The sequence below is a fragment of the Endozoicomonas sp. ALB091 genome (genome assembly GCF_049310265.1).
Taxonomy (GTDB): domain Bacteria; phylum Pseudomonadota; class Gammaproteobacteria; order Pseudomonadales; family Endozoicomonadaceae; genus Endozoicomonas.
Genome location: NZ_JBLYNQ010000007.1, coordinates 1,092,842 through 1,108,994, shown reverse-complemented (window position 1 = coordinate 1,108,994; position 16,153 = coordinate 1,092,842). Strand labels below are relative to the sequence as shown.

The window sequence follows — 16,153 nt, the reverse complement described above, 5'->3', positions numbered from 1 at the left end:
TTATCCAACCGTTTGAGAGCGATCCTGTTTCTTATTAGCCAGGCCATGGGCAGGGGACTCTTTGATGAGGTTATTGGGCCAATCGTACCCTTTTGCCTGCACGGCTTGCTGGTAGACATCAAGAATCTTTGGCAGGATTGCCTGACTTGAATAGTTATTGATCACTGTCGCAATACAGGCTTCTCTGATTTGCCACTTTACGGCCTCTGGCAGTGAGTCCCAGAACAGCAGTAAATTGCTCATTGCATTAAGGTCGCCAATCGGAGACGTCCAGCCATTGAAGCCCTGCACAATAAGGTCCGGAAGTCCGCCCAATGGAAAGCTGAGGACAGGCACACCATGAGCCATGGCTTCAAGCGCCACCAGGGGCAACCCTTCAAAGCGGGAGGTGATACACAACAGGCCAATATCGCGCCAATGGGCTTCCATGGATTGAACCTGTCCCATGAACATGACGTTATTGACCTGCTGCTTTTGCAGCATTTCTTCCATTGGGCCACTGCCATAGAGCCGGAAGGGGAGATGTGGCTGGTGCTTGGCCAGTTGCAGAAACAAGTCAGGACCTTTCTCGTGACTCAACCGGCCAACAAAGGCGATGGCTGTTCCCGAGGGGGGATAATGTTCCGGAACCTCCACAAAGTTATCAATCCGATGGGGAGCACTGATCCATCTTCTGGCAATCTCATCACTGACGGCAATATTTTCAGATATGGGGCTGCTCAGCTGATCAAGCAGTGAATATAGCCGGACCATACCTTCACCCGGATCACCATTATGAAAGGTGGAAACAACAGGCGTCCTTGTGACTACCGAAGCCAGGCGACCAACAATACCGGCTTTGTACCCATGGGTGTGAAGTAACAGAGGCTGTGTGTTTTTGAGTGCTGAGATCAACCCGGGCAACTTGCCGCTGAGGTAGCGAAAACGGAGGGCCGAGTCTGTTAAGGCCTGTTCAAGAGGGTGTTCAGCCTGATATTGCTGGTAAAACCAGATTTCTGCAGGCCAGCCACTGTTTTTCAGCGCTTTGCCAAGTTGGTAAACATGGGTCTCGATACCACCTGCCTGTCGGGAGTCCAGGAGTATGACAATGGGATGATCAGTCATTATTGTCTCCCGGCGTTTCATAATCTCCGCCCTCTACCTGCGTATTACCCGACAAGGCACGCTGACTTGATATGAGGCTGATAAAGTCGTGGGCGGACAGTGGCTTTCCGTAGTAATAGCCTTGTCCTTCCTGACAGCCTTTGTTAGCCAGGTAGGTTTCCTGTTCAACAGTCTCTACACCCTCAGCCAGAACTTTCAGGCCGAAGCTCTTGCCAATCTGAACAATCGCTTCAACGATGCCACAGTTTTCGCGGTTATCAGGAAGATCTTCGACAAAGGATTTATCAATTTTGATTTTGTCGAAGGGAAACTGTTTAAGGTAACCCAGCGAGGAGTAACCTGTTCCAAAGTCATCAAGTGCCAGTGTTACCCCAATGTTTTTCATATTCTGGAGCTGGGCTTTCGATGCTTCCAGGTCATCAATAATGGAGGTTTCTGTCACCTCAAGCTCCAGGGTTTCAGGGGGAATCTGGTATTTATTCAGTAAAAAAGCGATTCGATCAGCAATATTCTGATCCTGCAGCTGAATGGCCGAGAGGTTGACGGCCAGACGCAGGTTTTGATGACCGTCAAGGTGCCACTTGTTTAACTGTTGGCAGGCATTCTCCAGAACCCAGTTACCAATAGGAATAATATCAAGACTGTGTTCTGCCATGGGAATGAACATATCCGGTGAGATCACCCCTTTCTCCGGGTGATTCCAGCGCAGCAAGGCCTCGGCACCCACCAGCTCGCCTTTTTGATAGTTAAACTGTGGCTGGAACGCCAGGCTGAGTTCGTGGTTTTCAAGGGCCTGGTGGAGGTCCATTTCCAACCGCTTGCGCTGGCGGATTTCGGTATCAATCGTGGCTACATAGAACTGGTAGCGGTTGTGGCTTCTGGACTTGGCCATGATCATGGCAAATTCAGCCTGCTGCAGGAGGGTGTCGACATCCTCACCATCATCAGGAAAGAGCGTTATTCCGACAGTAGCACTGATGGTCAGCTGCTCATTGTTAATCTCGAACGGTCTGTCAAGCTGCCTGATCAGAGACTGGGCCATCTCAGCAGCCTCGTAGGGCTGTTCGATCTTTGATTGGATAATGGCAAACTGATCTTCACCTAATCGACCAATATAGGCTTTATTGCCGATGCAGTTTCTAAGGCGATCCGAGACTTTTACCAGAATATGTTCGGCGGCATTGAAGTTGACCTGGGCATTGAGGGATTTAAAGTCATCCAGTCCGAGGCAGAGAATAGCGATGTTCTCATGCTTGTTGGTGGCCTTTTGGATAAAGGTATTGATCTGGTTCTGCAGGGTGCGGCGATTTGGTAGTCTGGTCAGGTAGTCATATTGGGACAGCCGCATGATACGGGCTTCTGCTTTTTGACGCAGACTTTGATGGTAGTTAATGGATGTTAACAGTTTATTGGCCGTTCTGACCCAGAGACCTAACTCATTATTTTCATTACCTTCAGGCACAGGCAGCTGCTGTTGTCCCGGTGCTTCAGGATCGATACTTGATAAATGGCGAATCAAACGATTCATGGGGCGAGTCAGCAACGTTGAGCAGATCAGGTACATCAACAGAGCCATTGCTATGGCCCTGATTATCCCGGCAAATACCACAACGACGGATCTTTGAATAAACGCCTTACCTTCGTAGGCCGTATCAATGGAGAGAATCAATTCCCCAAAGTGTTCTTTCCCTGATTCAAGTGGCTGACGGTAGGTACGGATGGAGTCAAAAATATAGTCAGAAAGGAGGCGGTACCGGGAAGCAAAAATGGGCCTCTCTACCTTGGCCAGATTTGCCGTATCATCCAGTCGTATTGCTGCCACCTGCACCGACTTCATTTCCAGCAGACCATTGAGCACTTCTTGTCCCATATCGGTATCCAGACGATCAACCGCCTTGCTGGCGGGATCATGAATCATTGCCAGCAATTCCCGGGCTTTTCGATCAATATCAGCGCTGGACAGGTGAGCATCCAGAAACACCTGCACAAGGCTTAGTAATATGCCTAATGTGCAGGCACAGAGAAGGACCGCTTTAAGCAGTTTGATGGATAAGTGTTCTGCAGAATGCACGCCCTTCTGGGTATCCATAAAAATAACTTTAATAATTAGCCATCGATTCAGAGTTATTTGGATACAGCTTCATGTCTGAATGCATTAAGGCGTGTTGTCTGGTTGGTATTTTTTACAGCCTTACGAATTAACTATAGGGTTTGCTCAGATTTGTGTTTTATAAAAAAATGAAATTTTAATTATTTTTTAATTCCCGAGACTATTTCATGATCTTTTGCTCTTTTCTTTAAAATATGACTTTTACAGAATGCATCTCTGTTCTTTTGTCTAATCTAATTGAATGTGTGTTGTGTAAAATTATGTTTTACTTTTATCAGGTAAATAATAAGAAGTATTGAAGTTGGGAGTAACAGGTAATGGATTACGCGACTTATCAAGCCAGCAGCTGTGATATTATTGAATTGCATAACAAATTCAATGCAGAGACAGTGAATGAGGTTAGAGGTCACTTTGATCATTTAATTAAAGAGTGTGCAGGAGATGTCCTTGTTGATATGAGTTCTGTTAATGAACTTGATTCTTCAGGCATCGGTGCGCTGGTTTTTCTTTATAAGCGTCTAAAGACTGAGAGCAGAAATCTTGGATTGCTTGGTGTTAATGGAAAGCCTGACGAGTTATTGACAATGCTCAGGATTAACCAGACGATCAAGCAATATGAGAGTATTGAAGAGTATCTGTCGAAAAAATAAATTATTTTTATTTTTTTCTATTTTGATATCGGGTGGTAAATCTGCCGGGTATCTGTTTGTTTGTTTTTTATTTCCTTTACTCTCCTCATGCTCATTTCTATGGCCATTTCATGCTGACCGTGATTTTAGCCTTACAGTTGATGAAAAACGCAATATCAGGGATATTAACCGGTCTCATGTGATTAAGTTATTGAATATCAGCCAATCCAGATATATTGAGCTCAAAGACGCTGGTGGTGAATATTGCCTTCCCGGGCAGATGAGCTTAATCAATGATAAGCATCGGCTTATCAGGCATGAGATTGATGGTGACCTTCTGGGCGATGCCAGTCATCAACTCAGTGAATCATTTGTGGCCCTGGAAAAGGTTCGTTTGATCATGGAGGCGATGGCTGAAGATGGCGGATGCCCTTTACAGTATGCTTCAGGGCTGATTCAAGAGGGCCACAAACCATTACGGTCGAAAGACTCTGTTCTGGGGCTTTCAGACTGGCCAAGACCTGTAAATTTATGGCTGTTTATGCGGGTGCCTCAATGAAGACTCTCCATTGCACAGGTATTTGCAGCAGGCTATTGCAGACTCTGGCAGTTCTCCTGTTATTCGTCGTCTATTCTGGCGGAGTACTTGCCAATGCACCCATCGAAAAAGGTGGAGTGTTCCTCATAAAGCTGAGTGATGGTGGAGAATCTGTGCCGCTTCTTCGAGTTGATGAGGCGGTGGCAGTCACTTTTCCTGATGGAATGGTTCTCAATTTGATGGGAATGGATGAAGAGGCTGCTTCCTCTGAAATACTCAGTAAAACTGGTGAATCTTATAATGTAGAGAGCATAAACTATATTGCCCCGGAACGTTTGATCAACATTGCCATCCTCGGTGATATCCAAAATCCCGGGAAGTACCCTTTTCCCATTGACTCATTGTTAACCAGTCTTAATTCGTACCACACTTTTTTTGACGATACTGATGTTGATGCAGATTTTACCCTGATCAGGAACAGCCAGCATATTAAAGTGCCAGCCGCACAGTCAGGGGAATGGCAGCTGGAAGCCGATGATGCTGTGCTGATTTCTTTACGGGAGAAAACTCCTGAAAAAACAGTTGATCCGCAGAAGCAGACGGGCAGTAAAAAAGAAGTTTCACCTCAACCTGGTTTGAAAAACAATCAAAGCGCTGGCATAGAAGCTCACATGTTGGCTGCACCGGTAAGCGAAGAGGAGACTGTTCTGACGGGGCCAGAATCGGCGACTGCGGAGGTGGCTACCCCGGAAGTAGCTGACGTATCAGGCGTTGAGGTTGATAAATCATCAGGGCGGACGAGAGACCCTGTACATTATCAGTTGCAGTCAGGGGATATTCTGGTTATAGGGCTGCCGGGGGAAGAGGGGTTTAATACGAACTTCCTTATTGGCAGAGATGGGACTATCCACCTGCCTGAAGTAGGGCAGTTGAAAGTAGCCGACCTTACGTTAAGGGCTGCAGATAAAGCCATTTATACGGCGTTGTCCGATGTGTTTCTCGGGCTTGATAAACTGACCATTCATTTGAAGGAAAAACGGCTACTGATCACTGTATTGGGTTTTGTCAACAACCCGGGTGAGGTCGAACTGCCCAGTACCGGTAATATCCAAATGGCGATTACCGAGGCAGGGGGCTTCGTTGATGGTGCCCAGCTGGATAGGCTTCAGTTGAGAAGGGATGGTAAGAAAAACGTCTTTAACTTTAAACGCTATCTGGATACCGGGGACCCCTCTGTTCTTCCGGAGATAAAGTCTCTGGATGAGATTTTTGTGCCTACCTCACCTGGTTTGAGCAGTGTGCACGGAGAGCCCAGAGCCGTAGATGATAAGGCGCTTGATTCTGTTTCTGACAGGACCGTGATCAAGGTATTTGGTGAAGTGCTGAAGCCCGTTAGCTTTCCTTACCAGGAAGGCATTAATGTTGTGGATGCCATTTTGAAAGGCGGGGGGGTTACCCGCTATGCCAATGTTGAACAGATTCGGTTGCTTTCTGGTACAGAGCCCAAGCTGTTTGACCTTAAGAAGTTTCTTGACAGTGGAAAAGATGAAGATTTACCAATGTTGGAGCCGGGATCAACCATCTATGTTGCTCAGCAGGTTGATTCTGTTTCTGGTGGCGCGCGTAAAGTGTATGTGATGGGACAGGTTCAGAAGCCCGGTGCATTCGAAACATCTGAAGGCGTTGGTTTTCTGGATATTCTCGCTAGCTCAGGGGGCCCTACCCAATATGCCGATATTCGTTCGGTCAGGATTTTGAAAAATAATGGTACAGTAGTACCATTTAACTTTCAGGATTTTACCGAAGGACGAACCAGCAGCATACCCTCGATTGACTCGGGCGATGCGGTGTTTTTCCCCGAAAAAGGTCCTGAGGATGATAAGTCCTGGCTCAAGCTTGAAACTGATGACTCACTGAAGATACTCGGGGCTATTAAAAAGCCCGGCCGCTATGAGTGGGCACCTTCGGTAGATTTTATGGATTATATCAGTAACGCTGGTGGCCCGACTGATAAAGCAGACCTCGCCCATGTGAAAGTTATTAAGCCAGGCCCCAATGATCAGCGGAATATCATTGAGTTCAATATGCAGGAGTTTATTGAAGTTGGTGGGTCATGGTCAGATATGCCTCAACTGACGGGTGGTACAACGATCGTTATTCCCGAGTTGCCGGAGAACCCATCAGCCAATACTTCCAGCTGGGTTAAGTTACCAAAGGAAAATGCCATCTACGTTATGGGTGCTGTTAAAACACCGGGGCGCTACGCTTTTAACAATGAAATGGGCTTTCTGGATATAGTCGGTGCTACTTCAGGACCTTCAGAAGAAGCAGACCTGAGCCAGATTCGAATCGTTCATCGCAATGAGGGAGCTCCCAGAGTCACCAAGTTTGACCTTGTGAGATATTTTGAAACGGGTGATGACAGTTTGCTACCAAAAGTGAAACCCGGTGACTCTATCTTTTTCCCATCCAGAGCACGTAAATGGGTTGAGAAAAAACCTGAAGATACGGTCAGGATTATGGGTGCTGTTTTTGTCTCAGGCCGTTATGAATTTACCAATAACATGACCATTCTGGATTTACTGGCAGAGGCGAAAGGACCAAAGGAGACCGCTTATGTTGAGAAAATACTCATAGTCAACAGTTCCTGTTGTGAGAACCGGACGGCGACATTTGATCTGGTGGAATTTATGAAAGACCCGGATGCTTCACGGTTACCGGTGTTAAGGGCTGGTGATACGGTCTTTGTGCCAGAATTATCACAATCAAACTGGAATGTTCTCATGGGGCTGGTTGCTGATGCGGCCGCTGTTTTGACGGTAATTCAATTCCTCACCAATCTGGGATGGTTTACGCCATGATCAAGCTACCCATTAACTATCTGGAGATTGAAGAGGTATATGGCAACAGTATTGGTAAAGGGTTGCGTTCGGTCGCTATTACTTCCGCCAATGCGGAAGAGGGCTGCAGTACCCTGGCTTATGCGTTAAGTCAGCGCAGTGAAATCGATGGCAAGCGAACGTTACTGGTGGAAGTGAACATGCTGCACCCTGAACTGGGTGATATTTCCGGGCATATTCATACCGACTGGTTGCCCAATCCTCAGTCTGCTGATGGCTGTATTATGCGTTCGGACGATGTGAACCTGGATATACTGCCGGCTCCTTGTGATACGGATGTGCTTGGATTTCGCAGTATTACCAACATGAGCAAGCTTATGGAGCATTGGCTGGAAAACTATGACGCGGTGATTTTTGATACCTCCCCGGTAAATGCCAGGAATCGTAATAATATTCCCGCAGAGTCCATTTGTGCCATGGTTGATGGAACAATCATGATCGTCATGGCTGGAGTGACTCGACAAACACAATTCAAAACAGCACTGGACAGGCTGACCCAGCATGATGTGTCATTAGTAGGTGTTGTTTATAATGATTTTCTAAATCCTCGTCTGGCGGATGAAATTTGCCGGGAAACCCGTCGCCTGGACAACTGGTTTCCTAATGCCATGCAGAAAGTCAGAAATTACGTTAAAAAATCTTCGTTCTTTAATATTGACCTTTAGGGGCTGTGTTCCCTTTGGTTATCTGCGTCATCAAACAGGTTGTCGTAGCACACAGTGAAATATCAAAGGGGCTCTGCTGGTAGTGTTTTGTCCCGTAGATAGATGAAAACGGTATTGTTTATCAGGTAGGGGGCGTAACACCAATCTCAATGGTCGGGCCAAGGAATTTAGGGCCAGTATTGAGAAAATGTACCTCCAGCACAGCCAGCACTCTGGCAAGCATCTCTCTGGCTCTATTGCTGATATCAATGTCATAGCCCTCGCCAGCATTAAAGGCAATGGCGTCAATATCATGATTCATGGCGATATACAGAGCCCGCTTATTGTGTGGAGCCTGGGAAATAATAGTAAAGCTATCCAAATCAAAAACATGATGTGCCCTGAGAACGGAATCAAGCGTTCTGAAACCGGCATAATCCCGATATATGCGTTCTGCAGGGACGCCTTTCTTGAGCAGGTCACGCCTTATGGTGCTTGGTTCATCGTAAAAACGGGTGCTGTTATCGCCGCTGATGAGAATGTAATCAATCTTACCCGCTTGGTAGAGTTGGAAGGCTGCTTCCAGCCGGAGCCGGTAGTGGTCATTAAAGCCGCCCAGGCGAGAGTATTTGCTGGTACCCAGCAAAACACCAACCTGATTATAGGGGAGCTTGCTCAGGTTAGAGTACAGGGCGTTATTGGTTGCCCTGGCCACCATCAAGTTGCAAAGTACAGTCAATGCCAGCAAGACAATGGTAGAGAGAATGGCCAGCCTGACAAAAATCAGTACATGGGGTATTCGGACACCCATCGTATACCTTCAATGCGAGTCACATCATTCCTGAGTAGATCACATTGCGTACATTCTATAAAGCCAGTGAATCAAAAAACTCTCTATTTTTAATCAGACATTCGTCTTAGCTCATCAATCATCAGCTTTGTTATGGTTTTGCTGGGCGCATCCGGTATGCCCAGGCTTTCGGCAACCGCCGGTGGCCTGAAGCCCCTGATGTGAGCATAAATCATGACGGCCAAAGGATCCGGGTTTGATGCGCGAATGGCCAGCTGTTCGGTCAGCATCAGGTTCTGATAGTTTTCATCAGCCACATAGATGACCGGCTTGCCCCGGTAGATGGCCTGCTGGGCGACGGATGATTTATGGACAATAACCGCAGAGGCAATGGTGCTCAGTGATGCGGTGGAATAAGTGCCGTGGTGTAACAGATGGACATTGCCGTCCGATTGAGCCTCAATGATCCTGCGCTCAAGCTCACCATCAAACTTGGGGTGATATGAAACCAGAAAAAGAATGTTGGGCAGCTTCCTTGTTGCTGCAATAAAGGTTTGAAAAGCCTTGGGATAGCTGCTGCTGTAATCACCGGCAAACAACACTACAGGCTGCTCCGGGTGTATATTGAGGGTGTCGCGTAATAGGAAAATATCGGTCTCATCATAGACTTTGTCCCAGTCTTCCAGTGCGGGCTGTCCGGTAACGGTCACTGCTGCTCCCAGGGAGGCAGCGATGCTCTGAAAGCTAAGCGCGGTGGTTTTACTGGGGACATGGAACTCGTCCAGGTAGCTCAGCTCTTCTAAAAAAGGCTGTACATAGCTGATGGAATCAACTGGCTCAAAATTATCATAAAATGCGATGACCCTGGCACCTCTTCTCTCCCAGATATTGGCAATCTGAGCCTGTGCCCGACTTGCCATACCGGTATAGACAATTTTGGTGGAGATGCTTTCAGCGAGTTGGTAAACCAGCTTCTGGTTCAGCAGATGGTCGCGATTTTCATACAGCGCTTCGTTGTGGGTCAATCTATCGAATGGAATCAGAGCCGGGTCATTTTTGAAGACTTCAGCAGCACGACCCATCGCCAATATCCGGTAGGGAATATTGGCGTTTTTCAGTTTTTCCTGAATACGCAGGAATGCGTTGCTTTCACCCTGGTCATAGGCCACGAACAATACCGCAGTTTTGATATAGTCCGCATCGCTGCTGTAAGAAGTCGGTGCAAAGAAAAGCCAGAAAACAGAGAAAATGATGGATGCTGGCAGATATTTCAGCTTGTTGTTTTTCACGTGAGGCTACCCCGGAGAACTTCCTTAAAACTTTTTCTTCCTAAGAATCAAAGTAGGAGTCCCGCCGGGGAGTGTAAATCTGACTATTTCCGAATCAGATGAACGCCCATTTCAGCATGATGAGTGTATGGGAACTGGTCAAAAAGGGCGATTTTTTCGATTCTATGGGTCTGGCAAATGGTTGACAGATTTTTCCTGAGCGTTTCAGGGTTGCAGGAAATGTACAGGATATTGTCGAAATTCTGCACCAGCTTTTCTGTTCCTTCATCGAGACCTGCCCTGGGAGGATCCACCAGAATGGTTGAGAAATCATAGCTGTCCAGGTCGATCTCACTCAGGCGGCGAAATGCCCGTTCCCTGTTCATGGCCTGGGTCAACTCCTCACTGGATAGACGGGCGATTTCTACGTTCTCTACATTATTCAGCTTAAAGTTTTCCCGGGCCGAATGGACTGAGGTTTTGGCAATTTCAGTGGCCAGTACCCGGGTAAAATGTCTGGCAAGCACGCAGGTGAAATTACCATTTCCGCAATAGAGCTCTAACAGATCACTGCTACGGTCGGACGTAATCGCTCGTGCGGTGCCACTGGCCCAGGCAAGCATGTGCTCATTAACACTGGCATTAGGCTGGGTAAAACTGTTTTCTACTTGGGTGTAATGGAATGGTTTGCCATCCACGGTCAAAGTTTCAGTGACATAGTCTTTATCCAGCACCAGTTTCTGTTTGCGGGCACGTCCAATAATGGCAATGCCAAACTGTTCCTGGAGTGCTGTCGCTTCCTGCTTCCACTGATCATCCAGCTGGCGGTGATAGATCAGTGACACCAGGGCTTCCTTTGTCTGGGTGGTGAGAAATTCAACCTGAAAAAGCCGTTTCTTCAGATGGCTGCTGGTGATGATGGCCTCCATCAAAGGCATCATTAACCGGTTAATGGTTTCGGAGCCACTGGGAAAAGAGGTGACTTCAAAGGGCTGTCTGGTTTTTGGGTCGAACATTCGGTAGTAGCAGTGATCGCCCTCATGCCAGACATGAAACTCTGCTCTCATCCGGTAATGGTCCGACCTGGAGCGGAAAAGTTCCAGTTCAGGCATATTGAATTCGGCAAACTCGCTGCAAATGCTGCTGGCCTTTTGGGCCAGTTGCTGTTCATACCTTTCGGGTTGGACTGTTGGTAGGGACATAGCGCTCGTGATCAAATAAAAACGGCCCATATTATGGGCCGTAATAGCATGGGCGTGAAGCGTGGTTTATGATTGATTTGAGTGGCCATGCATTGACTGCTGGATGTCTTTCCGGATTTGCTGCATTTTTAAGGCGATTTGATCACTGCGATGGCTGATCAGAATCATTCTCTGCTCAAATCGTTGCAGAACATGGCAGGCTGCCCGGAGTTTGTCAGGAAGTGTTCGTTGAAGATGTTCAAGTGAGCGATCGTTGGGCTTGTTCATAGCCCAAGTATAGATGTGAGGTAGGGTGGCCGGCACGTTCAGGGGAAGAAAATGCCGGTATAAGGAATCAGGCAGCGACAGCCACGCTCTGGCTATTCATGCCCATGGCTCTTGCGGTGAGTTCTGCCAGCAGTTGTTCAATTTGCTGGCGATCGGATGCCTGGCTATCCGACGTCTTCTGGGCCCTGGCTTTGCGGTGCCGCTCAATGGCTTCGCGGATGCGTTGTTCCCGTGGGTCAAGCTCAATAATGATCTCTGGTTCAGCCGCTTTCACTGGCTCAGGCTGCGGTTCAGCCACTTCGATCTCAACCGTTACGGGAGCGGCTGGTTTGCTGTTGAGGAGTTCAACCGCATTGCTGTCTCCTGACAGGACGGCGTTGGCTGCTGCCTGAATGGCTTCAAGCTGGGCCGAAATGTCGTCGCTGAGACAGATGTTGTTCATTTGCACAACGGCATTCACCTGAGAGCCGTTTTCCGGTTTTGCCACCAGCTTTTCTTTCCGGGCCTCTGCTGCGTTTTCCTGTGCGGTAGAAACATCCAGTTTGATGTCCGGTGATCTGACGCGTTCAACAGAAACAGGCGTCACTGGTTGTGCAATGCCGGGCTGTTGTGGTGTTGCGGTTTTCTCTTCCGTCTGCTTTTTCGGCTCTGGAGAAATCTCATCAAAGTCATCCATGTCGCCGTCGAACTCGTCAAAGATGCTGGCAAGCTCTTTTTCCACGCTGGACTTGCGGGTTCGTGTTTTCTTTTTAGGCTGGATCTTGACGGTGCTGGTTTTATAGCCACGGAGACTGCGAGCACCCAGCGTTTCAATGGCTTCCTGTTCAAGCGCGTTCAGCTCATTGCGGTCTTCTACGAAATCCCACTCTTCAACGACAAAGCCATCCCTGCCGTGTACACGGATCTCCTGGTATAGCGGGTAGTCAAGATTCTGCTCGGCTGCAGCCACCATTTTTTCCCATTGGTCAACCAGGTCATTGCGGGTTGACCCAACATAGACTTGAGAGGTGGTTTTGTTGGTGACGGTAAAGATAATCAACGCTTAAGACCTTGCTGTGACTGAAACAGGGGCGCGATTATACCTGTCAATTTATCCCTGTGCAGGGGTGGAAAGCTCGTATTTTGTAGTTTTTTTTTACGATGTCCGGTTTGATTTTGAAGCCTGGTCGATGACTTTATCGTTCACACGAAGACCCATTGCGCTAATACGATGCAATTGTCGTTTAATGCGGTAACTTGACGAGTTTATTAGGAATAAGTCGCTTCCAGAGCAGCTGTTGTTTTCAGTTGTTGTCAGTTGTTGTCAGCTGAGGAAAGTATCAGGTTCCATTGCCATCACGATGGCATCTTCCCAACCCCTGCCCATGGGGTAATAGTTTTTCCTGATGCCGATCTCGCTGAAGCCTTCATGAAGATAAAGGTTGAAGGCTTTGATATTGGAGCGGCGGACTTCAAGCAGAATGGTGTTGCAGCCAGACTGTCCTGCTGTCTGCAGCATGTGTTGCAATAGCTGCCGACCGATACCTCGCCGTTGAAAAGATTTGTCCACCGTCAGAATCAGAATGCTGGCTTCGCCGGCTACCGTCATCATGACGCAGTGTCCTACAATTCTGCCATCAAGCACTGCCAGTTCGCAGGTATAGCCGGAGGACAGGCTGGCGGAAAAGTGTGCTTTTCGCCAGGGGTGTTCTGCTGACTGTTGCTCCACGGCATTGACCTGTTCCAGGTCACTTTCCAGCATGGGGCGAAACGTGAGTGAGGGTTGTGTCATGGTTGATGATTTATCTGAATCGTTTGATCTTCAGGCATTGCCCTGTGTGTCTGGTGTTTTGGTGAGTAGCGGAGCCAGATCCTGCCATGCTTCCCTTTTGAGTATGGACTGTTTCATCAGTTCATTCAGCCCATGGGTTACAGCAAACCACTGGCCTGTATGAGTGCCCGGCTGGATGCCCCGTAGTTGCTCAAAATCTTTTTCCGGGTCCATAACAAACCTGGCCGCTGACTGTCCAAATAACAGAATCACCTTTCTGCGGGATAAGCCGTATTGGTTGCTCAGATAAGCACAGACGGCATCGGCGGCAGCGTAGTCATCCTGGCTTAGTTGGCTCAGCAGGCCCCGGCTTTCGCTCATGGGCCAGACAAATTCACGAACAGTCTGTGCACCTTCCGGGTTGAGCTTGAGTGCTCTGAGAATGTCATCTAAAAGGCGTTGATGGTAGCGGCTGAATTGGTTGAGCCCGGAGTGTGGCATTTCGGCCACCACAAGGCAGTCATCGCTGACGGGTTTTATCACCAGACGGAATTTGCTGACGGAGCCTGACAGCTGTTTTACAGGCTCTGGTGAAGGTTGAGCTTCCTGTTTGATGTCCTCAACAGGTTTGGATGGGGTAATAAATTGCCCAAGGATATCTGCTGGCTTGGTCGGCGAGTATCCTGTCTGGGGCTGCTCTCTGGCATTCTGCTGGTTAAACGCTGAGCTGATTTCAGTGCCAGAAACAGCCTGAGCTGACTCTGCTTCGGCAAGTGCCCGGGCGTCCTCTGCTATCCAGTCAAAAGGTCTGGCCGGTTGAGCATTGGTCAGTTGATACCTGGGAAACCAGGTTTGTATGCCCATGGCTCCCAAATAGTTCTGTCTGAGTTTTTCCCGGTGGGCAATCTGAATGTTTGCTGCAGAACTGTCGACAGCCTGATCACTGTTGGATGGTGAAGGGTGGTCAACGGTTTCGCCCTGCATGTCGGTTCTCAATGGTTGCCGCTATTTACGGTTACTGCTCTCAAGGGTAAGAGCAGAAGGAAGATTAAAAAGCCAATAGTATCATTGAAAGATCCTGTTGGCATTTTAATCAAACCAAATTGATTAAACCGTTCCCCCGGTTTGTGGATTGGCTTTGGTGATATCGGCTTCCAGCAGGTTGAGGGCATGGATGTAGGCTTTGGCGGAAGCAATGACGATATCGGTGTCAGCCCCGGAGCCATTGACAATCTGCCCGTTTTTCTCAAGCCGGACAGAGACTTTACCCTGGGAGTCAGTACCTGTTGTGATGGCGCTGACATTATACAATGCCAGTCTGGCCCGGGAGTTTGCCAGCTTTTCAATGGCTTTGAATATGGCGTCAACAGGACCATCACCGCTGCTGGATACCGTCTGCTGTTTTCCGTTGATTGCCAGGGTGAGTGTTGCTTCCGGTGTTTTGCCAATTTTTGAGCTGGCATTCAGATCGATCAGTTTATATTTCTCCACCAGCTCGCTGCTGCTGCGGGCATCACTCACCAGTGCCTGAAGGTCATCGTCGTAGATTTCCGATTTTTTGTCCGCCAGAACTTTAAAACGCTGGAAGGCATCATTCAGGTCGTCCTGGCTGCTGAACGATATGCCCAGTTCCTCCATTCGGGTTTTGAAGGCATTGCGACCAGACAGTTTACCAAGTACCAGCCGGTTGGTATTCCAGCCGACATCTTCGGCAGACATGATTTCATAGGTTTCCCGGTGCTTCAGTACACCATCCTGATGGATGCCAGACTCGTGGGCAAAGGCGTTGGCTCCCACGATGGCTTTGTTGGGTTGAACCGGGAAGCCGGTGATGGAGGAAACCAGTCGTGAGGCCGGTACAATCTGAGTGGTGTTAATGCCGGTGGTTACTCCCAGACAATCCGACCGGGTTTTCAGGGCCATGACAATCTCTTCAAGCGAGGCATTGCCCGCTCTTTCCCCTAATCCATTGATGGTGCATTCAACCTGACGTGCCCCGTTCACAACGGCAGACAGTGAGTTAGCTACAGCCAGGCCAAGGTCATTGTGGCAGTGAACGGAGAAGATGGCTTTATCAGCGTTTGGGATACGTTCCATCAGGGTTTTGATGGTTTCTCCAAACTGGTGTGGCAGGGCGTAGCCAACGGTATCCGGAATATTGATGGTTCTGGCACCGGCATCAATGGCTGCTTCAATAATACGGCACAAAAAATCTATTTCGGAGCGGCCGGCGTCTTCACAGGAAAACTCAACATCGTCAATGTGATTTCTGGCCCGTTTGACGGCAAATACGGCCTGTTTGATCACATCGTCCGGGTTCATGCACAATTTGTGCTGCATATGGATGGGAGAGGTGGCAATAAAGGTATGAATCCGGCCACTTCTGGCTGGTTTCAGGGCTTCGGCGGCCCGGTCAATATCTTTTTCCAGTGCCCTGGAGAGGCTGCATACCGTGCTTTCTGTGATATTGGTGGCAATGGCTTTGACAGCTTCAAAGTCACCCGGGCTGGCCATGGCGAAACCGGCTTCAATAACATCTACCCGCAGTTTTTCCAGGGTTCTGGCTATACGTAATTTTTCATCACGGGTCATGGCTGCGCCGGGGCTTTGCTCTCCATCGCGCAGGGTGGTATCAAAAATCACAACTTGATTGTTGTTCATGGTGTATCCTTTGCCTTTGCTGTCCGAAAGGCTGGTCAATTTCTTATTGGCTATGCTGCTGTTACTTGTTTTGTGTGCGCAGCAAACTTGTCTGGCAAGTCCGCTTTATCAGTGGTCTTGCGGGTTGGCCATCAAGGCCGGGTAGTTGGGGAGATAGTAATTAATATGCCCTAAGGCAGTAGTAGAAGTAGCAGGCGAGCAGGAGCAAAGAGAGTTTCAGGCAGGAGAAAAACTCCCTCTTGGTAAGAAGTCTTATTATTACTTTTTATATCAACGTACTGTCTTTGCCA

The 16,153-nt window shown here is 48.4% G+C and carries 14 protein-coding genes; 4 read left to right on the top strand and 10 right to left on the bottom strand.

Annotation, left to right across the window (positions count from 1 at the left end):
• Positions 1–1,104 (bottom strand): glycosyltransferase family 4 protein, encoded by a 1,104-nt coding sequence (locus ACO6UX_RS16660; protein WP_422449471.1) that lies wholly within the window; start codon positions 1,102–1,104, stop codon positions 1–3.
• Positions 1,097–3,193, bottom strand: a complete 2,097-nt coding sequence (locus ACO6UX_RS16655) for a putative bifunctional diguanylate cyclase/phosphodiesterase (RefSeq protein ID WP_422449469.1) — start codon at positions 3,191–3,193, stop codon at positions 1,097–1,099. The genes ACO6UX_RS16660 and ACO6UX_RS16655 overlap by 8 nt, the downstream gene beginning before the upstream one ends.
• Before the next feature lie 338 nt (positions 3,194–3,531).
• Here ACO6UX_RS16655 and ACO6UX_RS16650 point away from each other — a divergent pair, with 338 nt between their 5' ends.
• From ACO6UX_RS16650 to ACO6UX_RS16635, 4 genes are all read left to right on the top strand, one after another.
• On the top strand, positions 3,532–3,864 hold the full coding sequence (locus ACO6UX_RS16650; protein ID WP_209199922.1) for an STAS domain-containing protein: 333 nt from the start codon (positions 3,532–3,534) through the stop codon (positions 3,862–3,864).
• A gap of 190 nt (positions 3,865–4,054) precedes the next feature.
• The gene (locus ACO6UX_RS16645) at positions 4,055–4,402 is read left to right on the top strand and encodes a hypothetical protein (RefSeq protein ID WP_422449466.1); all 348 of its coding nucleotides are present in this window, start codon (positions 4,055–4,057) and stop codon (positions 4,400–4,402) included.
• Positions 4,399–7,242, top strand: coding sequence for an SLBB domain-containing protein (locus ACO6UX_RS16640; RefSeq protein ID WP_422449464.1), 2,844 nt, complete (start codon positions 4,399–4,401; stop codon positions 7,240–7,242). Before ACO6UX_RS16645 ends, ACO6UX_RS16640 begins: the two co-directional genes overlap by 4 nt.
• Positions 7,239–7,946 carry a CpsD/CapB family tyrosine-protein kinase gene (locus ACO6UX_RS16635; protein ID WP_101744791.1) on the top strand — a complete coding sequence of 236 codons (708 nt, stop codon included), beginning with the start codon at positions 7,239–7,241 and terminating at the stop codon, positions 7,944–7,946. The genes ACO6UX_RS16640 and ACO6UX_RS16635 overlap by 4 nt, the downstream gene beginning before the upstream one ends.
• 121 nt (positions 7,947–8,067) lie before the next feature.
• Here the strand turns inward: ACO6UX_RS16635 and ACO6UX_RS16630 are convergent, their stop codons facing one another.
• The 8 genes from ACO6UX_RS16630 to ACO6UX_RS16595 form a co-directional block, all read right to left on the bottom strand.
• Positions 8,068–8,736, bottom strand: coding sequence for a SanA/YdcF family protein (locus ACO6UX_RS16630; RefSeq protein WP_422449462.1), 669 nt, complete (start codon positions 8,734–8,736; stop codon positions 8,068–8,070).
• An 89-nt stretch (positions 8,737–8,825) separates the two neighbouring features.
• Positions 8,826–10,004: a hypothetical protein gene (locus ACO6UX_RS16625; RefSeq protein ID WP_422449460.1), complete on the bottom strand. Its 1,179-nt coding sequence runs from the start codon at positions 10,002–10,004 to the stop codon at positions 8,826–8,828.
• Between the two features lie 83 nt (positions 10,005–10,087).
• Complete coding sequence (gene trmA, locus ACO6UX_RS16620) at positions 10,088–11,185, bottom strand: tRNA (uridine(54)-C5)-methyltransferase TrmA (RefSeq protein WP_422449458.1); 1,098 nt, start codon at positions 11,183–11,185, stop codon at positions 10,088–10,090.
• A 66-nt stretch (positions 11,186–11,251) separates the two neighbouring features.
• Positions 11,252–11,452 carry a hypothetical protein gene (locus ACO6UX_RS16615; RefSeq protein WP_422449456.1) on the bottom strand — a complete coding sequence of 67 codons (201 nt, stop codon included), beginning with the start codon at positions 11,450–11,452 and terminating at the stop codon, positions 11,252–11,254.
• Positions 11,453–11,519: 67 nt separating this feature from the next.
• Positions 11,520–12,491 (bottom strand): GIY-YIG nuclease family protein, encoded by a 972-nt coding sequence (locus tag ACO6UX_RS16610; protein ID WP_422449454.1) that lies wholly within the window; start codon positions 12,489–12,491, stop codon positions 11,520–11,522.
• Positions 12,492–12,755: 264 nt separating this feature from the next.
• Positions 12,756–13,223, bottom strand: a complete 468-nt coding sequence (gene rimI / locus ACO6UX_RS16605; RefSeq protein ID WP_422449452.1) for a ribosomal protein S18-alanine N-acetyltransferase — start codon at positions 13,221–13,223, stop codon at positions 12,756–12,758.
• Positions 13,224–13,253: 30 nt separating this feature from the next.
• Positions 13,254–14,186, bottom strand: coding sequence for a hypothetical protein (locus tag ACO6UX_RS16600; RefSeq protein WP_422449450.1), 933 nt, complete (start codon positions 14,184–14,186; stop codon positions 13,254–13,256).
• 123 nt (positions 14,187–14,309) lie between these two features.
• On the bottom strand, positions 14,310–15,863 hold the full coding sequence (locus tag ACO6UX_RS16595; RefSeq protein WP_422449448.1) for a 2-isopropylmalate synthase: 1,554 nt from the start codon (positions 15,861–15,863) through the stop codon (positions 14,310–14,312).
• Between the last annotated feature and the right edge of the window lie 290 nt (positions 15,864–16,153).

Bases quoted from the DNA above. Each gene is read 5' to 3' on its own strand.
- ACO6UX_RS16615 (WP_422449456.1), bottom strand. From the start codon at position 11,452: ATGAACAAGCCCAACGATCGCTCACTTGAACATCTTCAACGAACACTT.
- ACO6UX_RS16655 (WP_422449469.1), bottom strand. From the start codon at position 3,193: ATGGATACCCAGAAGGGCGTGCATTCTGCAGAACACTTATCCATCAAA.
- ACO6UX_RS16600 (WP_422449450.1), bottom strand. From the start codon at position 14,186: ATGCAGGGCGAAACCGTTGACCACCCTTCACCATCCAACAGTGATCAG.
- ACO6UX_RS16630 (WP_422449462.1), bottom strand. From the start codon at position 8,736: ATGGGTGTCCGAATACCCCATGTACTGATTTTTGTCAGGCTGGCCATT.
- ACO6UX_RS16650 (WP_209199922.1), top strand. From the start codon at position 3,532: ATGGATTACGCGACTTATCAAGCCAGCAGCTGTGATATTATTGAATTG.
- ACO6UX_RS16595 (WP_422449448.1), bottom strand. From the start codon at position 15,863: ATGAACAACAATCAAGTTGTGATTTTTGATACCACCCTGCGCGATGGA.
- ACO6UX_RS16660 (WP_422449471.1), bottom strand. From the start codon at position 1,104: ATGACTGATCATCCCATTGTCATACTCCTGGACTCCCGACAGGCAGGT.
- ACO6UX_RS16640 (WP_422449464.1), top strand. From the start codon at position 4,399: ATGAAGACTCTCCATTGCACAGGTATTTGCAGCAGGCTATTGCAGACT.
- ACO6UX_RS16635 (WP_101744791.1), top strand. From the start codon at position 7,239: ATGATCAAGCTACCCATTAACTATCTGGAGATTGAAGAGGTATATGGC.
- rimI (WP_422449452.1), bottom strand. From the start codon at position 13,223: ATGACACAACCCTCACTCACGTTTCGCCCCATGCTGGAAAGTGACCTG.
- trmA (WP_422449458.1), bottom strand. From the start codon at position 11,185: ATGTCCCTACCAACAGTCCAACCCGAAAGGTATGAACAGCAACTGGCC.